Source organism: Sphingomonas sp. AC449, from assembly GCF_979253475.1.
Genome location: NZ_CEEDCZ010000013.1, coordinates 40636 through 64708, shown reverse-complemented (window position 1 = coordinate 64708; position 24073 = coordinate 40636). Strand labels below are relative to the sequence as shown.

Here is a 24073-nt window from a genome sequence, read left to right as displayed (position 1 = left end):
AGCGGGTATCGATCAGCGATGCAGCAGCCAATCACCTTCTATGTCGGCCATCAGGGCCGAGGGCATGCCAATCGCGCGATGGCGATCATCAGCGCGTTGCCCGCGGAGCGCGCCGTCACGATCCTGACGGCACGCCCCGCGCTATTCGACGGGTTCGCGCGCGACGTCGCGATCACGGCGTTGCCCGACGAGGCTGACGCGGCCTACAGTCCCCCACCCCTGCTCGCCGCCCAGCCGACGCCGGACATCATGCACCGCGCGCCGCTCGGCGACGCGGCGATCCGCCGATCGATGCGGACGATCCTCGCGCATCTCGACACGGTCGACCCCGCGCTGTTCCTGATCGACGTCTCCGCGGAGATCGCGCTGCTTGCACGGATCGCGAGCGTGCCTGCGATTGGGATCCGGATGCACGGGAACCGCGCCGATCCGGCGCATGTGGCGGGGTATCAGGCGTGCGTCGGGCTGCTCGCGCCGTTCGACGAAGCGCTTGAGCAACGCGATACGCCAGACTGGATCCGCGCCAGGACCTGTTACACCGGCGGGCTCTGCACGACGCAGGACATCGTGCCGACCAAGGCCGAGGCGCGCACCCGGCTTGGCCTCGACCCCCAGCGCGAGATCGTCGTGGTGCTGACCGGCGGCGGCGGCGCGGGCACGCCCTATGCGCCGCTGACGATGGCCGCACGCGCACTCCCCGACACGCAGTGGCTGGTGCTCGGCCCCGTCCAGCGCGAGGGGCACGAAACCGATTTCGGCAATCTCGACATGCGGGGATGGGTTTCCGGCATCACCGACTACCTCGCCGCGGCAGACGTCGTCGTCGCCTCCGCAGGCGACACGATCGTCCACGAGATCGCGCGCGTGGGACGCCCCTATGTCTGCGCACCCGAATGGCGCTATTTCGACGAACAGGTTCGCAAGGCCGAACGACTGGCCGAACTCGGCGCAGCGATTGCGCTGTTCAACTGGCCGGGCGCATCGACGCCGTGGCGCGGGCTGCTCGACGCGGCCAAGGCGCTCGCCCCCGAAGCGCTGACCGTGTTGCAGGCGGACGCGGCCGCCGCCGCCGCCGCGCGCTATCTCGAGGGGATGGCCGTCGCTCTCTGGGCGCGCCCGACAACGGGATGATGCCACGGCCCGACGCGCCGACGTCGCCGTCACAGGCGAAACGACGCCGCACGATGGCACCGACGCGGAACTCGATGGTTCTGTCCCTGAGCCATGTCGGCTGAAGGGTAAGCAGCATGAAACTGACCGGGAAATTCGATACGCGACGCGAAGCCGAGATGACCGTCGAGCGACTGGTCCAGCAGTTCGACATCGATCGCGGCAAGATCGTCGTTGCCGCCGATGGCGACGAGAACACGGCCGGCGTCGAGGAAGCGGGTTCCGACAACGAAGCGGGACAGCCCAGCCCCGAGGCGCGTGACGATGCGGAATTGAACGGCAAGGTCGTGGTCACTGTCGAGGTCGCCGACGACGCAGCCGCCAGCGAGGTACGCGAGGCGTTCGCCGAGTTCGATGCATCCGAGCGGTCGGGACAGGCGTGATGGCCGACACCGCGACACTGGCGCGTCAACGCGAGATCGCCACCGAGCATCTGCTGTTCAAGATGATGGAATTCGTCGAGGATCGTCATGCAGGACTGCTCGATTTTCTCGAGCAGAGCCTCGACCATCTCGGCGATCCGGCGAATGACGGCACGAAGGACGACGAGGCGGTCCGCACCATCGCGCGCAAGATGATCACCGGGGCGCGCAAGCAGGGCGTTAACTGAAAACCCGATACGCGCCGGGCCCCTCCGCGGGTGCCCGGCTCGATCGCTGAGCGCGCCGATACTTACCAGAATCTGCTGCCAGGGACCCCCTTGAACGGGCCTGCCAGATCGCTCGTGATCCACCCGCCGTAGAAGTCGCCCGCTTGCGGCACGACGCGTTCGTCGTCGACGAAACACGCATCGAACGGCGCCGCATAAAAGGCGAGATGATCGCGCAGCATCACAAAGGGCGCGGTGGGCGCAGGATAGCTCCAGGCGACATCGCGCAAGACTTCGCCATCGATCGTGACGTCATGATAGACCGCCTGCCCCTTCCACTCGCAGAATGACCCGCGTCGCGACGGTCGCACCGCATCCGCGAGAATGTCGGCTGGCGGGATATAGTAACTGGGGGGATGGCTCGTCTCGAGCGTGCGGACCGCCGCGCGCGTGTCGACCAGGACGATCCCGCGATGGACGATCCTGATCCGACGCGGCGTGGGACTGGCGATCGCCGGGCGCGGATAAGCCCAGACACTTTCCTGTCCCGGCAACGGGGTATCAGGGGTCGGACGGATCATCGTCATCGGGCCACCATGAGGTCGTCCTTCACCGTCACACCCATCGCCTGTCCTGTCTTATCGCTCCGCATCGCCCGTCTCACGCAAGTCGGGAAAGCCATAGGCCGACGGCATGTCGTCGAAGGTGCCCCGCGCGAAGATCGCGGTATCGCCTTCCACGACCTCCATCCTCGCCCAGCTATCCCACCCGATATGCACGAAATCGGGCGGTCCGAACACGCGGACCGCCCGAAGATATTCGTCGCCGCGAAACCCGACATAATGCAGCATCGGCCGGCGGGTTCGCGCGACGGCCCGCATCATAGCATCGGCATGCCACCCGTGACCGGGATCAGCGCCCCCGACATGTAGCTCCCCTCGTCCGAGGCGAGCAGAACATAGGCGGGCGCGAGTTCGCCGGGCTGGCCCGCGCGACCCAGCGGGGTGTTCTGGCCAAGCGTCTCGAGTTCGTCCGCGCCCTTGGCGATCGGCTGGATCGGCGTCCATACGGGCCCCGGCGCAACGCAGTTGACGCGGATGCCCTTGGGCGCGAGCAGGTTGGACAGGCCGATCGTCAGGCTGGCGATCGCGCCTTTCGTGGTCGCATAGACGATCATGTTCTCGGTCGCGACCTTGGCCTGCACGCTCGTGGAGTTCACGATCGCGCTACCCGGCTTCATGTGCGGCACCGCGGCCTTGCTCAACCGGATCATCGCATAGACGTTCGCGGCGAAGGCGGCCTGCATCTCGTCGTCGTCGATATCGTCGAGCCCCGTGTTCACCGTCTGTGCGGCGGCGTTGTTGACGAGGATGTCGATGCCGCCAAGTTCGGCGACGGTCCGCTCGACAAGTACCGCGCAATGCGCGCGATCACGGATGTCCCCGGGCAGTTGAAGGCACCGGCGCCCCGCCTTCTCGACCCAAACGCGCGTTTCGTCCGCATCCGCCTGTTCCTCGGCAAGATACGAGATCGCGACGTCCGCCCCCTCGCGCGCATAGGCGATCGCGACCGCACGACCGATCCCCGAATCCCCGCCGGTAATCAGCGCGACGCGGCCCTTGAGCGCCCCCTTGCCAACATAGCTTTCCTCACCATGATCGGGCTTCGTCCGCATCGCGGTCTCGAGCCCCGGGCTTGGCTGTTGCGGTTCGTCGGGAAACCGGGTGGGCTGGCTGGTGCGGGGATCTTCGGTCATGGCAATGTCCTGTGTTGGCTTGCGACACGAACGGTCGGACGCCTATCGAGTGCCCGGATAACAAGCGGATGCAGCAGATTTCTGCAGGCCGTTGCGGTACAGGGACAATCGGATGCGCATCGGGATCATTGGCGCCGGCATGGCCGGACTCTCCTGCGCGACGGCGCTGACGGCGCGCGGGCACGAGGTCGTACTGTTCGACAAGGGGCGCGGCCCCGGCGGCCGCATGTCGACCCGCCGCCTCGCGACGCCGCTGGGCGAAACCGCGTTCGATCACGGCGCACAGTATTTCACGGCGCGCGATGCGCGGTTCGTCAAGGCCGTCGACGACTGGTCGAATGCGGGTCACGTGGCGCGCTGGCCTGTGGCGGGCGACGATGCGTGGGTCGGCACGCCCGCGATGAACGCGCCCGTCCGCGCCATGGCCGCGGTGCTCGATGTCCGCTGGGCCACGCGGATCGACCGGATCGCATACGTCGGCGAGGCCTGGCATTTTCACGGCGACGGCGTAGCGGACGCGCCGTTCGACGGCGCGGTCATCGCGATACCCGCCGAACAGGTGCCGGCGCTGACCGAAGCCGAGGCGCCGTCGATCGCCGCGCTGGCGCGCGCGACGCCGTCCGATCCGTGCTGGACGGTTATGGTCGCCTATGACGCGCGCGTGCCGGTCGGATCGGATCGCATCGAGAATCGCGGACCGCTGGCATCGGCGGTGCGCAACAGCGCGAAACCCGGACGAACCGGACCCGAAGCGTGGGTCCTGCAGGCCAGTGCGGCCTGGTCGCGGTCCCATCTGGAGGACGAGCCGGCCATGGTCGAGGCAGCGATCCTCGCGGCGTTCGCTGACACGATCGGAGCGGACATGCCCGCGGTCGTCACGACCAGCGCCCACCGCTGGCGCTACGCCAAGTCCGGCGCGGAGCAGCGCGGCGCCGTGTGGCTCGCGGATCGCCGGCTGGGCGCATGCGGCGACTGGTTGCTGACCTCGCGCGTCGAGGCGGCGTGGCTTTCGGGCCATATGCTGGCCGACCTGATCGCCTAGGCGGGCGGGGCGAGCGTCCGGCGGATTGCGTCGCGCCAGCCGGCGAGGAGCGGCGCACGGGTTTCGTCGTCCATAACGGGCTCGAAACAGCGTTCGCGCGACCACAGTCCCTTCAGCATATCGAGTCCCGACCAGACATTGGTCGCGAGCCCCGCATGGAACGCCGCGCCGCGCGCGGTCGTCTCGAGATCGCCCGGGCGCTCCACCGGCGTCGCGATCATGTTGGCGAGGAACGCGCACAGCCAGTCGTTCGCGGCCATTCCGCCATCGACGCGCAGGATCGCCGGGCGCCCCCCGCCATCCGCCGACATCGCCTCGACCAGATCCATCGTCTGATAGGCGACCGATTCGAGCGCGGCGCGGGCGAGATGCGCGCCGGTCGCCCCCAGCGTCAGCCCGAAGATCGCACCGCGCGCATCGGGCTCCCAATAGGGCGCGCCGAGCCCGACGAACGCCGGCACCATGTACACGCCGTGGCTGTCGGGCACCTGCGTCGCGAGGTCGTCGGTCTGGCTGGCATGCGTGATCACGCCGAGTCCGTCGCGCAGCCACTTCACCGCCGCGCCCGCGACGAAGATCGAACCCTCCAGCGCATAGGTGGTCCGGCCATCGAGACGATAGGCGGGCGTGGTCAGCAGGCGGTGGCGCGAGGTGATCGCCTCGGTCCCGGTATTGAGCAACAGGAAACAGCCCGTGCCATAGGTCGACTTGGCCATGCCCGGGTCGAAACACGCCTGGCCGAACAACGCCGCCTGCTGGTCGCCCGCCATGCCCGCTATCGGGATCGGCGCGCCGAACAGCGCGGTATCGGTCGTCCCGAAGAGATGCGCATTGTCGTGGACGACAGGCAGGATCGCCATCGGCACGCGCAGCAGTTCGCACAGGTCCGCGTCCCAGCGGTGGCGGTGAATATCGAACAGCATCGTCCTGCTCGCATTGGTGACGTCGGTGGCATGCACCGCGCCACCGGTGAGCCGCCACAGCAGGAAGCTGTCGATCGTCCCGAATGCAAGTTCGCCGCGCTCGGCGCGCGCGCGTGCGCCCGGGACGGTATCGAGCAGCCAGGCGACCTTGGTCGCGGAGAAATACGGGTCGATCAGCAATCCGGTACGGTCGCGGATAAGGTCCTCCACCCCGTCCGCCTTGAGCCGGCGGCACGCCTCGACACCGCGCCGGTCCTGCCAGACGATCGCGTTGTGGATCGGCGCGCCCGTCGCGCGGTCCCAGATCACCGCGGTCTCGCGCTGGTTCGTGATCCCGATCGCCGCGATCCCGCTTGCGCCGACACCGCTCGCGTCGATCGCGCTGCGCGCGGTTGCAAGGACGTCGCGCCAGATGTCCTCGGGATCGTGCTCGACCCATCCGGGAGCAGGATAATGCTGCGCGAATTCGGCCTGCGCGATCGCAACGCGCCGCGCCTGATCGTCGAAGACGATGCTGCGTGTCGACGTGGTCCCCTGATCGACGACCAGAATATGCGACTTGGCCACGCGCCTCTCCTTGTTTCGTTTATACCCGTCCGTCGTTTTCGTTCGAACGTCAATGCTTTCGGTTTTATCGATACAGCGCTATAGGCGGTGCTACGCTGGAGATTGGGAACGCGGCAAGATGGTGGCGGACGCAGAGACGACGGTCGACCTGCTCATCGTGGGCGGCGGCATCAACGGTGCGGGGATCGCGCGCGACGCCGCGGGGCGCGGCCTGTCGGTGATGCTCGTCGAACAGGATGATCTGGCCAGCCATACCTCGTCCGCGTCGACCAAGCTGATCCATGGCGGGCTGCGCTATCTCGAATATGGCGAGTTCCGGCTGGTGCGCGAGGCGTTGATCGAACGCGAGCGGCTTCTCGCCATGGCGCCGCACATCATCTGGCCGCTGGCCTTCGTGCTCCCGCAGACCCAGTCGCCGCGACCCGGCTGGATGGTCCGCCTCGGCCTTTTCCTTTACGACCATCTCGGGGGGCGCGACCGATTGCCGGGCACGCGCACCATCGCGCTCGACCGGTCCCCGTTCGGCGACGGGCTCGCGCAACGCGCTGGCAAGGCGTTCGTCTATGCCGACTGCTGGGTCGAGGACAGCCGGCTTGTCGTGCTGAACGCGATCGATGCGGCAGAGCATGGCGCGATCATCGCGACCCGGACGCGGCTGGTGGACGCGCGGCGGGCGGAAGGTGGCTGGATCGCGACGATCGAGTCCCGTGACGGTGCGCCCCGCACGGTCCGGGCCCGTGCGCTGGTCAATGCCGCAGGGCCCTGGGTCGCCGACGTGATCGGTCGCGTCGCAGGGGCGCGGGCGGATCGCGGCGTCCGGCTCGTGAAGGGCAGCCATATCGTCGTCCCCAAGCTGTATGAGGGCGATCACGCGTTCATGCTGCAGAATGCCGATCGGCGGATCGTCTTCGCCATCCCCTATGAGGGGCGGTTCACTTTGGTCGGGACGACCGACGAGCCATGGACCGACGCCCCCGCCAAGGCCGCGATCGGGGCGGGGGAGACACGGTATCTCCTCGACACGATCGATCGCTATTTCGCGCGCCGCACCACCGAGGCGGACATCGCATGGAGCTATGCCGGGATCCGGCCACTCTACGACAACAAGGCCGCGAACGCCTCCGCGGTGACACGCGATTACGTCCTCGACCTCGACACGGGCAGCGAGGGCGAGGAGCTCGCGCCGCTGCTGAGCATTTTCGGTGGCAAGATCACGACCTATCGCAAGCTCGCCGAGCACGCGATGCGCGACCTCGCACCGCTGCTCGGTGCCGCGGAAAAGCCGTGGACGGCGGGCGCCGTACTGCCGGGCGGCGACATCGCCGATGCCGATTTCGACCGCTTCCTTGAGACGGTCGAGCACGCCTATCCGGCCCTCCCCCAGACCATGCTGCGACGGCTGGCGCGCGCCTATGGAACGCGGGTCCGGATCCTGCTCGGCAAGGCCGCGCAGGTCGACGACCTCGGCACCGCCTTCGGTGGCGACCTGTATCAGGCTGAAATCGACTATCTGGTCGCGCACGAATGGGCGCGAACCGCGGAAGACATACTTTACCGGCGCAGCAAGCTTGGCCTGCACGTGCCCGCCGGAACCGCCGATCGGGTCGCCGCCTATCTGAAACCCGGGGCGCCCGCATGATCGCTGTCGGATCCGCCGACGTGGTGGCGGAGCGGCATGCGGCAATTCTGGCGATCGCACGCCACACCGGCAGCGTCACCGTCGACAGTCTGGCCGAGACGCTGTCGGTCACGCCGCAGACGATCCGCAAGGACCTGAACCTGCTCGCGCGGCGCTCGATGCTGGCGCGCGTCCATGGGGGCGCGGTGGTGACGTCGGGCATCGACAACCTCGCCTATGACGAACGACGGACGGTGGCCGCCGCGGCGAAGGCGAGCATCGGCGCCGCCGCCGCCGCGCTCGTTCCCAACGGCGCCAGTCTGTTCATCAACATCGGTTCGACGACCGAAGCGATCGCGCGGCATCTGATCGATCACCGCGACCTGATGGTGATCACCAACAACCTCAACGTCGTCGACATCCTGCGCGGTCATCCGACGATCGAGGTCATCGTCGCGGGCGGGCGCGTCCGGGCCGGCGACCGGGCGATCGTCGGCGCGCTCGCGATGGACTGCATCCGCGCGTTCAAGGTCGACTTTGCCTTGATCGGCGCGTCGGCGATCGAGCCCGATGGCAGCTTCCTCGACTTCGACCTCGACGAGGTGCGCGTGTCGCAGACGATCATCCGGCAGGCGCGCCAGGTCTTGCTGGCACTCGACTGCTCAAAGCTCGACCGCCCTGCCCCGGTCCGGATCGGCGGCATGGCGGACATCGACTTCCTCGTCACCGACCGCGCCGACCCCAGGCTCGCCGGCGCGTGCCGCGATGCGGGGGTGGCGCTGGTCGAGACGCTGCATGGCGGGCTGCGCTGACAATCGCTATTCCCCGATCCGCCGGCGCTGCGTAGGCAGGCGCGATGGCCGACAAGTCCTCCGCGCCGACGCCGCAGCGCCCGACCATCCGCGACGTGTCGCGGCTGGCAGGCGTATCGTTCAAGACCGTCTCGCGCGTCATCAACAACCAGCCTTATGTCAGCGCCGACAAACGGGACCGCGTGCGCACGGTGATGGCCGAGATCGGGTTCCAGCCAAGCCAGGCGGCGCGCGCGCTGGCCGGGCACCGCTCGCATCAGATCGCGCTGATCTGCGACAATCCGAACCCATGGTACGTGTTCGAAGTCCAGGCGGGCGTCCGCGAGCGCTGCGAGCGCGAAGGCGTGCGGATGATCGCCCAGCCCTATGACCGGGCGTCGCCGACGCTGTTCGACGACATCGTCGCGCTGATCGACCAGGCGCATCCCGACGGGCTGGTACTGACGCCGCCAGCCTGCGACGACCGGCAGGTCATGGACGAGCTGTCACGGCGCCGGATTCCGTTCGTCCGGTTGCAGCCCGGCGCGGCCACCGCCGGCGTGCCCGGCAGCGCGATCGACAACGAGGCGGCGGCCTATGACATGACCGCGTACCTCATCGGGCTGGGGCATATCCGGATCGGGTTCGTCGTCGGCGAGCGCAGCTATGCGACCTCGGGCCAGCGGCTTGCCGGCTATCGGCGGGCACTGGCCGAGGCAGCTATTCCCGACGATCCCGCCTGCGTGCGGCAGGGCGCGTTTGATTTCGGCTCGGGCAAGGCGGCGGCGGACGCGTTGCTCGATCTGCCCGATCCTCCGACCGCCATTTTCGCGGCGAGTGACGACATGGCGGCGGGCGTGCTGGTCGCGGCGCATCGTCGCGGGATCGCGGTGCCGGCGACGCTGTCGGTCGCCGGGTTCGACGATGCGCCGCTCGCGCAGCTGGTCTGGCCGCCGCTGACAACGATCCACCAGCCCGTTAGGCAACTCGCGGTGGAGGCGACGGATCTCCTGTTCGGCGAGGCCAAAGGTGTGCGCTGTCTCGCGCATGCCCTCGTCGTCCGCGAGTCGACCAGTTCGCCCCCCGGCTTGACGGATTCGACCGCAACGTGACACCGCTGCCTCAAGAAAATCGGAGAGGCCAGATGCAGGACCGCGTCGACGCACGGCGATGGGCGATTGTCGTTCTCGCCTTTACGGCGATCATGCTGAACTATGTCGATCGTCAGGTGATCGCACTCCTGAAGCCGATGCTGCAGGGCGAGTTCGGGTGGAACGACCGCGACTACAGTCACATGGCGTCCGCGTTCCAGTTCTGCGCGGCGGTGTCGTTCCTCGGCACCGGCTGGTTCATCGACCGGATCGGCCTGCGTCGCGGGTTCGCGATCGGCGTCGCGGCGTGGAGCATCGCCGGGATGGCGCATGCGTTCGTGACCAGCGTCGCGGGCTTCGTTGGCGTGCGCGCGCTACTCGGTGCCGCGGAATCGATCGGTACGCCCGCACAGGTCAAGACCGCCGCGACCTATTTCCCGCCCGAACAGCGATCGGTGATGCTCGGCATTGGCAACATGGCGTCCAATTTCGGCGCGGTTCTGGCCCCGCTGACGGTGCCCGCGCTGGCACTGTGGCTCGGGTGGCAGGCCGCATTCCTCATTACCGGCGGGCTCGGCCTCGTCTGGGTCGTCGTCTGGCTCGTCGTCACGCCGCGGACCGGCAGCGCGGCCGCCCCCGCCACCGACACGCCTGCGTCGCGGATCCCCTGGGGCGAACTGTTGCGCGATCGCCGGCAATGGGCGGTCATCGCCGCCAAGGCGCTGAGCGATCAGTGCTGGTGGTTCCTGCTGTTCTTCATGCCCGACCTGTTCCACCGGATGTTCGCGCTGTCGCAGGGCGAACTGGGGCTGCCAATCGCCTTCATCTACCTGCTCGCCGCGCTGGGATCGCTCAGCGGCGGGCTGTTGCCGACATGGCTGATGGCGCGCGGCGTTGGCATGAACCGCGCGCGCAAGGGGTCGATGCTGCTCTACGCTCTCCTGATCCTGCCCGTGCCGCTGGTCCTGTTCACGGGCGACGCCTGGGTCGCGGCGTCGCTGCTCGGCCTCGGGCTGTTCGCGCATCAGGGTTTCTCGACCAACGTCTTCGCGATGACCGCGGACATCTTTCCGTCGCGGATGATCGGCACCGCGATCGGGATCGGCGCCTTTGCCGGCAATCTGAGCGGGATGGCGATGATCGAAGGCGCGGGCTTCTCGCTCGACGCGGGCTATGGCTATGCGCCGATGCTGGTCGTCTGCGGCGGCTCGTATCTGATCGGTCTTGCGCTGGTGCACCTGCTGGTGCCCCGGCTGGTGCTCGCCGAGCCCGGCGCAGCGCGGACAACCGCGCCGGCGCATTGACGAAACCGGCCCCGGATCATGCCGGGGCCGCTCGGATCCAGGTCCCCGTCGTCAGAAGTTGATGCGCCCGGTGATCCCGTAATAGCGATCCGCATCGCGCGGGATCTGATAGCGGTACGAACCCGCTGGCCCGCCATTCTGGATCGCCGCAGCAAAGCTCTGGTCGAACAGGTTGCGGACCTGGAACGTCAGCCGGTAGCGGTCGTCCGCGTCGCCTACCCCCGCCGAGAGGTTGACCAGGCCATAGCTGTCGATCGTCCCCTGGCGCCGCTGGACCGCGTCGGGCGAGAACAAGGCGAGTTGCTTCGACTGGTAATTCCCCTGCGCGCCGAGGAAGAGGTCGACCGCGCCGCCGGTACGCCAGCGATAATCGGCGCCGAGCGACCCCTTCCACTTGGGCGCGAACGGCAGCGCGGTGCCAGCCGGGATCACCGCCGTGACCGCTGCACCGGGTGCCTGGAGGAACTGGTCGACGCGCGCATCGGTATACGCGATCCCGCCCGAGACCGAGAGATCGTCGACCGGGCGGAGCACGATGTCCGCCTCGGCACCGCGCGTCGAGACCTTCCCCGCATTGGTGAAGCGCGTCACGACCACGCCTGCGACCAGGTCGGGATTGTTCGCCTGGAAATTGTCGTACTTGGCGTAGAACGCGTCGAGATTGAGGACGAGCTTGCCGCCGAACAGCGTGTTCTTGAGCCCGACCTCGTAGCTGTCCGACGTTTCGGGCGCGATCACGTTCGTGCCGGTGGCGGTCAGGTTGAAGAAGACGTTGAACGCCGGCCCCTTATAGCCGCGCGTATACCCGCCATAGGCAGTCACGTTGCGTGTCACGTCGTACTGCAGCGACGCCTTGCCCGACAGGTTGGTGTTCGTCGTCTTGCCGGTGAACGCGGTTGCGGGGTTGCCCGTCCCGGTCGGCGTGGTCGGGAAACTCGGTTGGATTCCCGGCCCCGCCAGCGTCGTCGCACGGCTGTGAAAGACATCGAGCTGGTCGGCGGTCCAGCGCAGACCGCCGATGAAGCGGAACCGGTCGGTGACGTTCGCGGTCGCCTGACCGAAGGCGGAGATGTTCTTGAACACCGACCCGAAATCCGCACGCCCGAACGGCGTCGTGGAGGCCGGCGCGCCGGCGGTGTCGCACGACACCGGTTGTACCAAGCTCGTCGCGCCGTTGCAGACGATATCCGATCGCGAATAGATCCGTTCGGATTCGGCGCGCGAATAATAGAGGCCGACGACATAGGCGAGGAACTGGCGCGCGGGCGATGTCAGGCGCAACTCCTGGCTGAACGTGTTGCCCGTCTGCGGACCGGTATCGTGCAACTGGTTGAAGCCGACATAGGCGCGCGGCAGGAAATCGCCGTCGCGGATCTCGGTGTTGCGATAGTCGCGGTACGCGGTGATGCTCGTCACCGTCTGCGTTCCGAGCTCGGTATCGACCTGGACCGAGACGCCATAGCCCTCCTCCCTCGTGCGCGTGACGAGGTTCTGGTTGACGGTGCGCGTCCGGTCGCCGAGCGGCGTCGGCAGGACCGCGAAGACCGGGCTGGTGATCGGCGCGCCTGCAGCGTTGAGCGCGCCCGTGCCGATGACTTCGGCGCAGCAATTGTCGTCATTGCGGTGATAATCGCCGATCAGCGCGATCGTCGTGGCGCTGCTCGGGGTCCATTTGACCTGCGCGCGCGCGCCGTAATGCTCATAGCCGTTCACCCGGCCCCCACCCGTCGCAACGTTGCGGATGTTGCCGTCATAGCGGCCGTAAAAGCCGGTGAAGCGCGTCAGCAGATCCTCGCTGACCGGGATGTTCAGCGCGCCGCGGACGCGTCGCTCGTTGCCGTTGGTGAAATAGCCACCTTCGACATAGCCGCCCAGCTCGCGCGTCGGCTGGACCGACACGATGTTGACGACGCCCGCGGACGCGTTCTTGCCGAACAGCGTCCCCTGTGGCCCGCGCAGCACCTCGAGCCGGTCGATGTCGACAAGATCGCCGAACGCCTCGCCCGACCGTGCGAACACGACACCGTCGACCACGGTCGATACCGAGGGCTCGCCCGCGATCGAGAAGGTGGTCGTACCCACGCCGCGCAGGAACAGCGACTGGTTGAGCGTCGTGCCCGATTTCTGGAAATTGAGCGCGGGCACCAGCGTGACCGCCCCTTCGAGGCCCGGACGGCTGAGCGCCGCCAGCGCCTGCCCGCTGACCACCGAGACCGCGATCGGAACGTCCTGCAACCGCTCGCTGCGCTTCTGCGCCGTGACGACGATCTCGCCATTTTGTGCGGCAGGCAGATCCGCGGGGGGTGAAAGGGCGGCGGGCTGCTCGGCAGCGACGCCCGGCGCCGGTGGGGCCGCGGGTCCGGCCTGTGGCGCTGGGCTCGATGTCGGGGCCGATGGCGCGGCATCCTGCGCGTTGGCAGAGGCCGCGGTCAGCGCGGGGAGCGCCGCCCCCATCAGCATCAGGACCCGCGTCGTCGTCTTCATCGTCATTCTCCCCTGAGCCGCCAGCCGAGCCGCGACCTCCGAAACGGTCTCATACGCAGCACAGGCGAAGCCCGCGCCAAAGTATGTCTTTGGCGATCGCAACGTCGCCATTTCGGCTTTTCTTTACGCCCGTTTTTTCGCATAAGACAACGGTGTCTTATATCGCTCCCCCCGCTCGCACCGTCGCCCTTGGCGACACCGGATTGACCGTCAGCACGATCGCCTGGGGCATGTGGCGCTTTGGTGGAACCGATGTCGCGGCGGCGCGCGCACAGGTCGAGGCGGCGTTGGATGCCGGTGTCACGCTGCTCGATACGGCCGACATCTATGGCCTCGACAATGGCGAGTCATTCGGTGCGGCCGAAGCCCTGCTCGGTCGCGTGATGGCGGAATCGCCCGGCTTGCGGGACCGGATGGTGCTCGCGAGCAAGGGTGGCATCAGCATGGGCGTGCCGTATGATTCGAGCGCCGAATATCTTGCGAGCGCGATCGACGCGTCGCTGACGCGGCTCGGCTGCGAGCGGATCGACCTCTATCAGATCCACCGCCCCGACCTGCTCGCGCACCCGCAGGAAGTCGCGCGTGCGCTCGACGACGCGCGGTCCGCGGGCAAGATCGTCGCAATCGGCGTGTCCAACCATACGGTGGCGCAAACCGAGGCATTCGCATCGTTTCTGACCGTGCCGATCGCCAGTCATCAGCCCGAATTCTCCGCGCTCGAAACCGGTCCGTTGTTCAGCGGGCTGTTCGACCAGGCGATGACGCGCGGGATGGCGGTCCTCGCCTGGTCGCCGCTTGGCGGGGGTCGGCTTGCCGCGCCGCAGGACGCGCGGGCAAAGGCCGTCGTCGCGCTGCTCGATCGCAAGGCGGAGCAAGCCGGCGTCGATCGTACGGCGGTCGCCTATAGCTGGATCATGGCGCATCCCGCCCGGCCCATCCCGATCGTCGGGACGCAGAACCCCGCACGGATAGCCGCGATCGGCGATGCCTATACGCCGACCTGGACCCGCGCCGAATGGTATGCGGTTCTCGAAGCCAGCCTCGGAGAAAAACTGCCATGACGCGGCGCTGCGAGGTCAGCTGGTTCTCCGCGCTGTGCGATGACGATTACGAGTTTCTCGGCGTTCCCGATCCGAAGCTGATGTCGAGCTGGGAGCATTGCCGCGACATCGTGCTGCAGGCGGAAAGCGGCGGTTTCGACAATATCCTGCTGCCATCGGGCTATGCGCTCGGGATCGACACCACCGCCTTCGCCGCGGCGATCGCGACGATGGTCCGCCGCATCCGGCTGTTGATGGCGGTCCGGATAGGCGAAAGCTGGCCGCCGCAGCTGGCGCGCCAGATCGCGACGATCGACCGGATCCTTGGCGGGCGGCTGACGGTGAACATCATCTCCTCCGACCTGCCCGGCGAAACGCTGGCGTCGGCGCCACGCTATGCGCGCACGCTCGAGGCGATGCAGATCCTGCGGACGATGCTCGATGGCGAACCGCTCGATCACCAGGGCGAGTTCTGGAACCTGAAGCTCGATCCGCCGGCGGTCACCACGGTGTCGGGGAAATGCCCGCCGCTGTATTTCGGTGGCCTGTCGCCCGATGCGCGCGAAGCGGCGGCGCAGGGCTGCGACGTCTATCTGATGTGGCCCGACAAGAAGCAGGTCGTCCGCGAGATCATGGACGACATGACCGCGCGCGCCGCACGGCATGGCCGAACGCTCAAATTCGGGTATCGCGCGCACGTCGTCGTCCGCGATACCGAGGCCGAGGCACGCGCCGCCGCCGACAGGCTGCTGTCGAAACTCGACGCCGCGCAGGGCGAGGCCATTCGCAACAAGTCGCTCGATACCAACTCGGCGGGTGTCGCGGCCCAGGTCGCGCTGCGCGAAAACGCCACCGACGGCGGGTATGCCGAGGAGCATCTGTGGACCGGGGTCGGTCGGGCACGGTCCGGCTGCGGTGCCGCGATCGTCGGCGATCCTGACCAGGTACTCGCCAAGCTGCGCATGTATCAGGACATGGGGATCGAGGCGTTCATCCTGTCCGGCTATCCGCACGCCGCCGAAGCGGACCTGTTCGCGCGGCACGTGCTGCCGAACATGCAACATGGGCCGCTGACGCTCGACTGACAGCGCCGCACGCCGCACCGGAGAGACGATGATGGACGCCACGCCCCCCCGCCTCGACGATATTGGTGCTGCGATCTCGCTGCACCGCGCGGCAGCGGGCAATGGCTTCGACCTGTCGATCGGCGACACGCTGGTGATGCGCCATCGCACCGACGCGCCGGCGCTGTTCGTCGGGAGCGGACGCGCGGACGTCGACATGTACCGCGGGAATTATTTCCTGTCGGACCGGCTCGATGCGCGCATTCCGCTGACGCATGCGACGATCGACGGCGACACCGTGACGCTGTCCGCGGCAGCCGATACCGCGCCACGTCTGCGGATCACGATCGACGCCGCCGGCATTTGGTTCGCTGCGCTCGACCCTGCACTCAATCGCCTGTGGTTGCGCTGCGTTGCCGAGCCTGGTGAGCGGCTGTGGGGCGGCGGCGAGCAGCTGTCCTATTTCGACATGGCGGGACGACGCTTTCCGATGTGGACGTCGGAACCCGGCGTCGGCCGGGACAAGTCGACGCTGATGACGTTCCAGTGCGACCGGGACGGCCGATCGGGGGGTGATTACTGGAACACCAACTATCCGCAGCCGAGCTATGTCTCGTCGCGCCATTACGCGCTGCATTGCGATACGACCGCGTATAGCTGTTTCGATTTTCGCGATGCCGGTTTCCACGAGATCGAGGTCTGGGAGGTCCCTGAACGGATCGACCTGTTCGCCGCCGACCGGTTTGCAGGGCTGGTGTCGCAACTGTCGACGCGCTTCGGCCGCCAGCCTGTCCTGCCGGCCTGGGCATATGCAGGCGCAATCCTCGGCCTCAAGCAGGGCGAGCAGAGCTTTGCGCGGATGGAGGCGATGATCGAGGCCGGCGCCGTCGTCAGCGGATTGTGGTGCGAGGACTGGGTCGGCTTGCGCGTCACCAGCTTCGGCAAGCGGCTGTTCTGGGACTGGAAGGCCAACGAGACGCGCTATCCCGGGCTTCGCGACCGGATCGCCGCGCTTCGCGATCGCGGCATTCGGTTCCTCGGTTACGTCAATCCGTATCTCGCCATCGACGGCGCACTGTACCAGGACGCGCTGGCGGCGGGATATCTGGTCCGCCGGCTCGACATCGATGCGCCCTACAGCGTCGATTTCGGGGAATTCGATTGCGGGATCGTCGATTTTACCAACCCTGCCGCCGCGCAATGGTTCGCCGACGACGTCATCGGTCACGAGATGATCGATTACGGATTGTCAGGCTGGATGGCGGATTTCGGCGAGTATCTGCCGACCGACGTCCGGCTGCACGACGGCACCGAGGGGATGCTCGCGCACAATGCCTGGCCGACGATCTGGGCCGAGGTGAACGCCCGCGCGATCGAATCGCGCGGCAAAACCGGCGATGCGCTGTTCTTCATGCGCGCGGGCTTTACCGGCGTGGGTCGCTACTGCCCGTTGCTGTGGGCGGGCGACCAGTGCGTCGACTTTTCGCGCCATGACGGGATCGGCACGGTGGTGCGCGCAGCCCTGTCGTCGGGCATGCTCGGCAACGCCTATCACCACAGCGATCTGGGGGGATATACGAGCCTGTACGGAAACGTCCGGACGCCCGAACTGCTGATGCGGTGGACCGAACTCTGCGCATTTTCGCCGGTCATGCGCAGCCATGAGGGCAATCGTCCCGACGACAATCTTCAGCTCGACGGCGACCCGGCGGTGCTTGCGCACTTCGTCGCGATGACGCGCGTGCATGCGGCACTTGCGCCCTATGTCGCGACGCTGTGCGATACCGCCGTACAGACCGGACTGCCGCTGCAGCGCGCGTTGCTGCTCGACTGGGAGGACGACCGCGACTGCTGGGGGATCGAGACGCAATATGGCTATGGCCCCGACCTGATCGTCGCGCCGGTGATCGAACCCGGCGTCGACCGCTGGACAGCCTATCTTCCGGCTGGCGCAACCTGGGTTCATCTCTGGTCGGGCGAACGATTCACCGGCGGCAGCGCGATCGAGGTCGCGGCCCCGATCGGTCAGCCCCCCGTCTTCTGGCGCGAAGGCAGCGACCATGCCGCGCTGTTTGCGGGCCTGGTCGACGCCGCGTCCCGATGAGCGAAAGGTTCGCGCAGTTCGAGGCGGCGAATCTCTACAACGATCTCGATGACGAACCCCGCAGGCATTGGCGCGACCTGTGGCCGGGACTGAGCGTGGCGGTGCTGGCGACCATGGCCGCCGGGTTCGTCGCGGATCGCTATCATGCACCGCTCACGCTGATGGCGCTGCTGATCGGGCTGGCGCTGAACTTCCTCCGCGGCGACGCGCGGATGGCGCCGGGGCTGGGGTTCGCGTCGAGGACGCTGCTGCGTTGGGGAATCGTGCTGGTCGGCGCGCGCGTCACGATCGGGCAGATCGTCGGGCTCGGGCCGATGACGCTTCTCGCCGTCGTCCTCATCCTGCTCGCGACGTTCGGCGCGGGGATCGTCGTGGCGCGGGCGCTCGGGCTCACCGGTGCCTTTGGTATGCTGGCCGGCGGATCGGTCGCGATCTGCGGTGCATCCGCCGCGCTCGCGCTGGCGACGACGCTCGGCGAGCGGCGCGTCAATCAGGGGCAGCTGGCGTTCGTGCTGGTCGGCATTTCCGCGGCGAGCGCGGCGGCGATGTTCTTCTACCCGTTGATCGCCCATCAGCTCGGGCTGTCGGAACGGCAGGCCGGGTTCATGCTCGGCGCGTCGATCCACGATGTCGCGCAGGCGATCGGCGCCGGCTATTCCTTTTCGGACGATGCGGGCCAGATCGCGACCATCGTCAAGCTCACCCGCGTCGCGTTGCTTGCACCCGTGCTCGCACTGATCGCCACGTTCCTCCCCGCAGAAGGTGGCAAGCGGGCGCGGTTGTCGATCCCCTGGTTCGTCACCGGGTTCTTTGTCGTCGCGGCGATCAACTCGGTCGTCCCGGTACCCGCCATCGTCGGCCGGTCCGCGCAAGGCGTCGCGGCCGCATTCCTGGCCTGTGCCGTCGCGGCGACCGGGATCCGCGCGCCGATGCAGGCGCTGCTCGGCACCGGGACCCGGCCGCTGCTCGTGATCATGGCCGCGTCGCTGGTCGCGCTACTGCTGTCGCTGGCGGCGTCGGTGTTGCTGGTCTGAAGCGCGGGAAGATTTCTTCAAGACTTTCAGCGTATGTCGCGTCGACGCGAGACGCGGGCGTCGGCGCATTACGGGTTTTTCCTTAGGGATCCGACAATAGAGCCGAAACCATTCGACCGGCAAAAGCGGGGCTCACCGCCAGTCCGGGACGTCAAGCTATGTGGTCAAAGCGCATCAACGGCAGCATCGAGACCGAGACCTTCCCGGCTGCGCCCGATCTGGTGATGGTCTTCGGCCCGACCGAACGCCTTGCCGACCAAGCCTTCATCGATCGGCTTGCGCAGCGTTACGATGGCGCGATCCTGACCGGTTGCAGTTCGGGTACCATGGTCTCCGGCAACCAGATCGACGACGACGCGGTCGTCGTTCTCGGCATGGGATTTGACCATACCAGGCTCGCGCTGGCGGTGCAGCCGCTGCCCGACTCGGACCTGTCGTTCGCCGCAGGGGCTGGTCTCGCGCGGGATCTCGCCGACGATTCGCTGGCGGGGATTTTCATCCTGTCGAACGGCCTCAACGTCAATGGCAGCGCGCTGGTCGCGGGCATCCGCAGCGCGGTCGGCGATACCGTCGTCCTGAGCGGCGGGCTTGCGGGCGATGGCGCGCGGTTCAGCGACACCCGCGTGCTCGCACGGGGCGGGAACCCCTCGGACGTCGTCGCCGCGATCGGCTTCTACGGCGACCATGTCCGCATCGCGCACGGCAGCGCGGGCGGATGGCAGCCCTTCGGGCCATTGCGCACGATCAGCGATGCGGCGGGGTCTGAGTTGCGCGGCCTCGACGACGAGCCGGCACTCGCGCTTTACGAACGCTATCTGGGCGAGGAGGCGGCGGATCTGCCGGCATCGGGCCTTCTGTATCCGCTCGAGATCTGGGATCCGCAAAAACCCGACGACCGTGTCGTCCGCACGCTGCTCGCGATCGACCGCGACAAGGGCACGCTGACCTTCGCGGGCGACATGCCGCAGGGATGGAAGGCGCGACTGATGCGCGGGATGTTCGACGACCTGATCAACGGCGCATCGAGCGCCGCGCGACACGCCGCCGACCAGGCGGCAACATGGGGCGTCGCGCCATCCGCATGCCTTGCGATCAGCTGTGTCGGCCGCCGGCTGCTGATGGGGCAGCGCACCGAGGAGGAACTTGCGGCCGTCTCGACCGTGCTCGGCGCCGACATCGCGCTCGCAGGTTTCTATTCCTACGGGGAAATCGCGCCGCAAAATCTGACCGCGGTACCGTGCCTGCATAATCAGACGATGACGATCACCCTGATCGGCGAACGCACATGACCCTTTCGGCACTCCCGATACCGGTCGAACCGCCGGCGCCGCCGCGGCCGGCACTGCATCAGATCGCGGCGCGGCAGGCGGAGCGCGCGCGATTGCCCGATGGCGGCATCGATATCGATCGCCTGCTCGCGCTCGTCTCCGCGACCTATACCGAAACCGACGTCGATCGGCGCCGGTCGGATCGCGCGAACCGGTTGATGGCGGAGGAACTGGAGGTGGCGCTGGCGAAAAGCGCGCTCCAGAATCTGCGTTTCAAGGCCGCGCTCGACAACATGAACCAGGGGCTCGCGCTGTTCGACGCCGCCGGTCATCTCGTTCTGACCAACCAGCGGTTCCTCGACATATACGGCCTGAACCAGGCCACACCCGGGTCGACGCTCGACGAGGTTCTCCGCAGCAGCCCGTATCTGTCGGTCAGCACCGCCAGCGAACATCGTCGGCTGGTCAAGGAATATGACGGCGCCGCGTCGGCCTATGGAGCGAAGATCGAGCAGCGCTGGCCCGATGGGCGAACCATCACGATCGAACGCACGCGGCTGGTCGATGGCGGTTTCCTCGACACGGTTGCCGACGTCACCGAGGCCCGCAACGCCTCCGCGCAGATCGCGCATCTGGCGCGCCACGACGCGCTGACGGACCTGCCCAACCGGACGCTGCTGCGCGAGCGGCTCGACGAGATGATGCGCAACGCCCGCCGCGGCGATCGGTGTGCGATGCTGTGCCTCGATCTCGACCGGTTCAAGCTGGTCAACGACACGCTCGGCCACCCGGTCGGCGATGCGCTGCTGGTTGCGGTGGCGGAACGCCTCGTCTCCTTGGTGCGCCACCACGACGTCGTCGCGCGTCTCGGTGGCGACGAATTCTCGATCCTCGTTCAGCATGTGACGTCGGATCACGCCATCGAACAACTCTGCCGCCGCATCATCGACGAGCTGACGCAGCCGTTCGAGATTGCCGGCCACCATATCCAGATCGGCGCAAGCATCGGCGTCGAGACGGTCGATGTCGATTCGCTCGACCCCGACACGATGCTGCGCGATGCCGACCTGGCGCTCTACCGTGCCAAGAGCGGCGGGCGTGGCAATTACTGCTTCTATACGCCCGACATGCACGTGTTTGCGACCCGCCGCCGTGAGCTGGAGATCGAACTCCGGCGTGCGCTCAAGTCCGAAGAGTTCGAAGTGCATTATCAGCCGCAGATCGAGATCGGGTCTCACGCCGTCGTCGGCTTCGAGGCGCTGGCGCGCTGGTATCACCCCGAGCGCGGGATCGTCCCCCCGAACGACTTCATCACGGTGTGCGAGGAGATCGGTCTGATCGGCGCCGTCGGCGAGTTCGTCCTGATGCGGTCGTGTCGTGATGCCGCGTGCTGGCCCGAAAACGTCAAGATCGCGGTCAACCTGTCCGCACTGCAGTTCAAGTCAGGCACGCTGCCCGCCATGGTCGCCCGCGCGCTGCGCGTCAGCGGGCTCGATCCACGCCGTCTCGAGCTCGAGATCACCGAAAGCGCGATGCTCGAGGATACCGCCGGCGTGATCAAGCAGCTCCGCGAACTGAAGCGGCTCGGCGTGCTGATCTCGCTCGACGATTTCGGCACCGGCTATTCGTCGCTCAGCCATATCCGCAATTTTCCGTTCGACCGCGTCAAGATCGACCAGTCCTTCGTCCGCGACCTCGGTACCAACAGCGACAGCCTGGCGATCGTCCGCGCGGTGACCGGCCTCTGCGGCAGCCTCGGGATCATGTCGACCGCGGAGGGCGTCGAGACGCTCGATCAGCTGAACATCCTCGTCGCGGAGAAATGCGACAGCGCGCAGGGCTATTATTTCAGCCGCCCCGTCCCACTCGCCGACACGCTGCCGTTCGTCTCGCGCATGCTCGCGCTGCAATCCAGGGCAGCGTAAGCCCGTGACGGCGATCGGCCCGTATCGAACGTCGCCGTCCGGGAATTGCCCGGATAGTCCTCGCCCCCCGGATCGTGCAGACGGGGGCTGATGACGACGCTTGCCCGGCCCTTTGCACTGCCCCGCCCCTCTTCACGTCTTGCCGTGATCGTGCCGACGGCGGCGGACCTGCCCTGGCTCGCCGGATATGCGGTCGCGTTCTGGGTCGCGCATTACGTTGCCGCGGAATGGGGCGGCCGTGGCTTTTATTCGCTGCTCTATCCTGCGGCGGGGTTGCGCATGGCGTTGCTCTGGCGGCGCGGGCCGCGACTGGTCTTGGGCGTTGCCGCCACCGAAGTCGCCGTCCAGTTCGTCACCGGGATCATCGATCCGCTGTCGGCGGGCTTCGCCACGCAGCTCGGCGGCGTCGTGCGGCCCGCGCTTGCCTATGCGCTGGTCGTCCTGCTCGTGCGGCGGATGACCGATCATGCAACGACCAGCCTGAGCGTCGCGCCGATGCCGCTTGGGCTCGCATCGGTCGGTGCACCGGTTGCGGCGGCGATGGCCGCGCTGCCCTGGTCGCTGTGGCGCCCCGATCTCACCGGTGTATCCGGGATGCGCGAAGTCATCGCGTCGCTGACCGGGTTCATCGTCGGCGATCTGCTTGGCGTGCTGCTGCTGACGCCGCCGCTGCTGTGGCTCGCCGAGCTCGCGAGCGGCAGTGCGTCGCGCCCCGCCCGGCCGAACATCGCGGGCGTGGTCGAGGCGGTGCTCGTGCTGCTGTTCTCCTTCGCGAGCGAGGTCCTGCTCGCGTCGATCGGGCTGGGCACGCCGCATACCCCGCTGCTCCTCGCGGTGGCGTGGATCGGGCTGCGGTTCGGCCGTACCGCGAGCTGGCTCGCGATCGTCGCGGTCGCGGCGATGACGCTGCCGCAGACGGCGATGCCGATGCGCGTCGATGCGCGACTTGCGCTGCACATGAGCCTCGCCTCGATCATGGTCGTCGGGTACCTCGCCGGCAGCTTCTCAGATGCACAGGCGCGGACGCGCAGCGATCTGCAGCGCCGCGACCGGCTGTTGTTCCAGGCCGAGCGGTTGAAGACACTGCGCGCGATGTCGGTCGCGGTCATCCACGAGATCAGCCAGCCGCTGTCGACCCTCGCGATCGAAGCCAAGCACCTGCACGAGATCACCGTATCCGCCGATGTCGAGATCGCCAGCACCGCCGCGCTGATCGATCGCAAGGCAGCGGCGCTCTCCACGCTCGTACGCCGGCTTCGGCGCTTCGGCGGGCGCACGGTCGACAAGCCGACGCCGCTTCCGCTTGCGACGTTGATCGCCACGGCCGCCGCGCTCGCGGAGCCCGAAGCGCGGTCGCACGACGTCACGCTGACGATCGAACCCGTCGCCCCGGACCTCGTCGTGCTTGCGCAGGAAGTCGAGCTTGCACAGGCGATCGTCAATCTGGTGCGCAACGCGGTACAGGCCAGCGGCGACGGTCGTGTATCGCTCGCAGCGACGCAGGTCGGTGACCAGGCACGCATCGTCGTGACCAACCGATGCCGGCGCAATCGCCCCGATCAAGCCGGCATGGGGGTCGGCGTGCTGGTCGCGCGCGCGATCGTCGAGGCGCATGGCGGCAGCCTCGCGCGCGTCGGTGACGATATCGGCGAAGCGCGTGCGACGATTCTGCTGCCGCTGATCGGAGAGCCGCAATGACCGTGAGCGACGCACTGTCTGGCACCGTCTATGTGGTCGACGACGACGATGATCTGGGCGCCACGGTCGCGCGGTTGCTGTGCCGGCACGGGCATGTCGCCGAATCGTTTCTCGACCCGGTCGCGCTGCTTGACCTTTATCCCCAGGCGCCCGCGCACTGCGTGGTGACCGACGTGATGATGGGCGACATCGACGGGTTCGATTTCGCCGATCGCGTCCGGGCGCTCGATGCTGCGGTCGCGATCGTGTTCATGACCGCATGGCCGACCACCGCAAACGCGGTGGATTCGGTACGGCGCTACGGGGGCCTCGACTATCTGGAGAAGCCGCTCGACGAGGCCCGGCTTCTCGCCGCGGTCGCCGAGGGTGTCGCGTGGTCGCGTGCGCAACGCACCGCGATCGCGCGCACCGCAACGCTCACCCCGCGGCAGCGCCAGGTGTTCGATCTGCTCGTGAAGGGGCACAACAACCAGGCTATCGCCGCTGCGCTCGACATCAGTCCGAAGACCGTGGAGGACCACCGCGCCGCCATCGTCGCGAAGACGGGTGCGAACGGCATCGCCCAATTGATCGCGCTCGCCCGATGACCGTCGATCGCCACAGCC

At 67.6% G+C, this 24073-nt stretch carries 21 protein-coding genes; 16 read left to right on the top strand and 5 right to left on the bottom strand.

The genetic code is table 11. The features are described from left to right. The first annotated feature begins 18 nt into the window (after positions 1–18). The 3 genes from AC0CH3_RS16325 (at position 19) to AC0CH3_RS16315 (ending at position 1780) form a co-directional block, all read left to right on the top strand. Positions 19–1131 carry a glycosyltransferase gene (locus AC0CH3_RS16325; RefSeq protein WP_465238071.1) on the top strand — a complete coding sequence of 371 codons (1113 nt, stop codon included), beginning with the start codon at positions 19–21 and terminating at the stop codon, positions 1129–1131. A gap of 116 nt (positions 1132–1247) precedes the next feature. Further along, positions 1248–1553, top strand: a complete 306-nt coding sequence (locus tag AC0CH3_RS16320; protein WP_056017143.1) for a hypothetical protein — start codon at positions 1248–1250, stop codon at positions 1551–1553. Continuing rightward, on the top strand, positions 1553–1780 hold the full coding sequence (locus AC0CH3_RS16315) for a hypothetical protein (RefSeq protein ID WP_235532226.1): 228 nt from the start codon (positions 1553–1555) through the stop codon (positions 1778–1780). The genes AC0CH3_RS16320 and AC0CH3_RS16315 overlap by 1 nt, the downstream gene beginning before the upstream one ends. Positions 1781–1842: 62 nt before the next feature. On the opposite strand, the gene AC0CH3_RS16310 is transcribed toward AC0CH3_RS16315, so the two are convergent. The 3 genes from AC0CH3_RS16310 to AC0CH3_RS16300 are packed head-to-tail and all read right to left on the bottom strand — an operon-like array spanning position 1843 to position 3515. Then, positions 1843–2340 carry a DUF427 domain-containing protein gene (locus AC0CH3_RS16310; RefSeq protein WP_354304095.1) on the bottom strand — a complete coding sequence of 166 codons (498 nt, stop codon included), beginning with the start codon at positions 2338–2340 and terminating at the stop codon, positions 1843–1845. A gap of 57 nt (positions 2341–2397) precedes the next feature. Then, entirely contained in the window at positions 2398–2643 is a 246-nt protein-coding gene (locus AC0CH3_RS16305) for a hypothetical protein (RefSeq protein WP_457325140.1), read from the bottom strand. Beyond that, positions 2640–3515 carry an SDR family oxidoreductase gene (locus AC0CH3_RS16300; RefSeq protein ID WP_354303700.1) on the bottom strand — a complete coding sequence of 292 codons (876 nt, stop codon included), beginning with the start codon at positions 3513–3515 and terminating at the stop codon, positions 2640–2642. The genes AC0CH3_RS16305 and AC0CH3_RS16300 overlap by 4 nt, the downstream gene beginning before the upstream one ends. A gap of 112 nt (positions 3516–3627) precedes the next feature. On the opposite strand from AC0CH3_RS16300, the gene AC0CH3_RS16295 reads away from it, so the two are divergent. Further along, positions 3628–4557: an NAD(P)/FAD-dependent oxidoreductase gene (locus AC0CH3_RS16295; RefSeq protein ID WP_354303698.1), complete on the top strand. Its 930-nt coding sequence runs from the start codon at positions 3628–3630 to the stop codon at positions 4555–4557. On the opposite strand, the gene glpK is transcribed toward AC0CH3_RS16295, so the two are convergent. Then, positions 4554–6047 (bottom strand): glycerol kinase GlpK, encoded by a 1494-nt coding sequence (gene glpK, locus AC0CH3_RS16290; protein WP_465238070.1) that lies wholly within the window; start codon positions 6045–6047, stop codon positions 4554–4556. The two genes, AC0CH3_RS16295 and glpK, sit on opposite strands and share 4 nt — an antisense overlap. 118 nt (positions 6048–6165) lie before the next feature. Between glpK and AC0CH3_RS16285 the strand changes: the two genes are divergently transcribed. From AC0CH3_RS16285 to AC0CH3_RS16270, 4 genes are read left to right on the top strand one after another with little or no spacing between them, the layout of a single operon-like run. Continuing rightward, entirely contained in the window at positions 6166–7686 is a 1521-nt protein-coding gene (locus tag AC0CH3_RS16285; RefSeq protein WP_354303694.1) for a glycerol-3-phosphate dehydrogenase, read from the top strand. Then, on the top strand, positions 7683–8477 hold the full coding sequence (locus AC0CH3_RS16280; protein WP_056017164.1) for a DeoR/GlpR family DNA-binding transcription regulator: 795 nt from the start codon (positions 7683–7685) through the stop codon (positions 8475–8477). Before AC0CH3_RS16285 ends, AC0CH3_RS16280 begins: the two co-directional genes overlap by 4 nt. A 44-nt stretch (positions 8478–8521) precedes the next feature. Continuing rightward, positions 8522–9568 (top strand): LacI family DNA-binding transcriptional regulator, encoded by a 1047-nt coding sequence (locus tag AC0CH3_RS16275; protein WP_354303691.1) that lies wholly within the window; start codon positions 8522–8524, stop codon positions 9566–9568. Positions 9569–9600: 32 nt separating this feature from the next. After that, complete coding sequence (locus tag AC0CH3_RS16270) at positions 9601–10851, top strand: MFS transporter (protein ID WP_354303689.1); 1251 nt, start codon at positions 9601–9603, stop codon at positions 10849–10851. Between the two features lie 51 nt (positions 10852–10902). Here the strand turns inward: AC0CH3_RS16270 and AC0CH3_RS16265 are convergent, their stop codons facing one another. Next, positions 10903–13335: a TonB-dependent receptor gene (locus AC0CH3_RS16265; RefSeq protein WP_465238069.1), complete on the bottom strand. Its 2433-nt coding sequence runs from the start codon at positions 13333–13335 to the stop codon at positions 10903–10905. Between the two features lie 152 nt (positions 13336–13487). Here AC0CH3_RS16265 and AC0CH3_RS16260 point away from each other — a divergent pair, with 152 nt between their 5' ends. The 8 genes from AC0CH3_RS16260 (at position 13488) to AC0CH3_RS16225 (ending at position 24055) form a co-directional block, all read left to right on the top strand. Continuing rightward, positions 13488–14396 carry an aldo/keto reductase gene (locus AC0CH3_RS16260; RefSeq protein ID WP_465238068.1) on the top strand — a complete coding sequence of 303 codons (909 nt, stop codon included), beginning with the start codon at positions 13488–13490 and terminating at the stop codon, positions 14394–14396. Further along, positions 14393–15460, top strand: coding sequence for an LLM class flavin-dependent oxidoreductase (locus tag AC0CH3_RS16255; protein ID WP_354303686.1), 1068 nt, complete (start codon positions 14393–14395; stop codon positions 15458–15460). The genes AC0CH3_RS16260 and AC0CH3_RS16255 overlap by 4 nt, the downstream gene beginning before the upstream one ends. A gap of 31 nt (positions 15461–15491) precedes the next feature. Further along, positions 15492–17543: an alpha-glucosidase gene (locus AC0CH3_RS16250; protein ID WP_354303684.1), complete on the top strand. Its 2052-nt coding sequence runs from the start codon at positions 15492–15494 to the stop codon at positions 17541–17543. Continuing rightward, on the top strand, positions 17540–18577 hold the full coding sequence (locus AC0CH3_RS16245; protein WP_354303682.1) for a YeiH family protein: 1038 nt from the start codon (positions 17540–17542) through the stop codon (positions 18575–18577). Before AC0CH3_RS16250 ends, AC0CH3_RS16245 begins: the two co-directional genes overlap by 4 nt. 158 nt (positions 18578–18735) lie before the next feature. Further along, a complete protein-coding gene (locus AC0CH3_RS16240) occupies positions 18736–19866 on the top strand; it encodes an FIST signal transduction protein (RefSeq protein WP_465238067.1) in 1131 nt (376 codons plus the stop codon). Continuing rightward, complete coding sequence (locus AC0CH3_RS16235; RefSeq protein ID WP_465238066.1) at positions 19863–21770, top strand: putative bifunctional diguanylate cyclase/phosphodiesterase; 1908 nt, start codon at positions 19863–19865, stop codon at positions 21768–21770. The genes AC0CH3_RS16240 and AC0CH3_RS16235 overlap by 4 nt, the downstream gene beginning before the upstream one ends. Before the next feature lie 90 nt (positions 21771–21860). Further along, entirely contained in the window at positions 21861–23468 is a 1608-nt protein-coding gene (locus tag AC0CH3_RS16230; RefSeq protein WP_354303677.1) for a sensor histidine kinase, read from the top strand. Next, the gene (locus AC0CH3_RS16225; RefSeq protein ID WP_056017188.1) at positions 23465–24055 is read left to right on the top strand and encodes a response regulator transcription factor; all 591 of its coding nucleotides are present in this window, start codon (positions 23465–23467) and stop codon (positions 24053–24055) included. Before AC0CH3_RS16230 ends, AC0CH3_RS16225 begins: the two co-directional genes overlap by 4 nt. Positions 24056–24073: the final 18 nt, after the last annotated feature.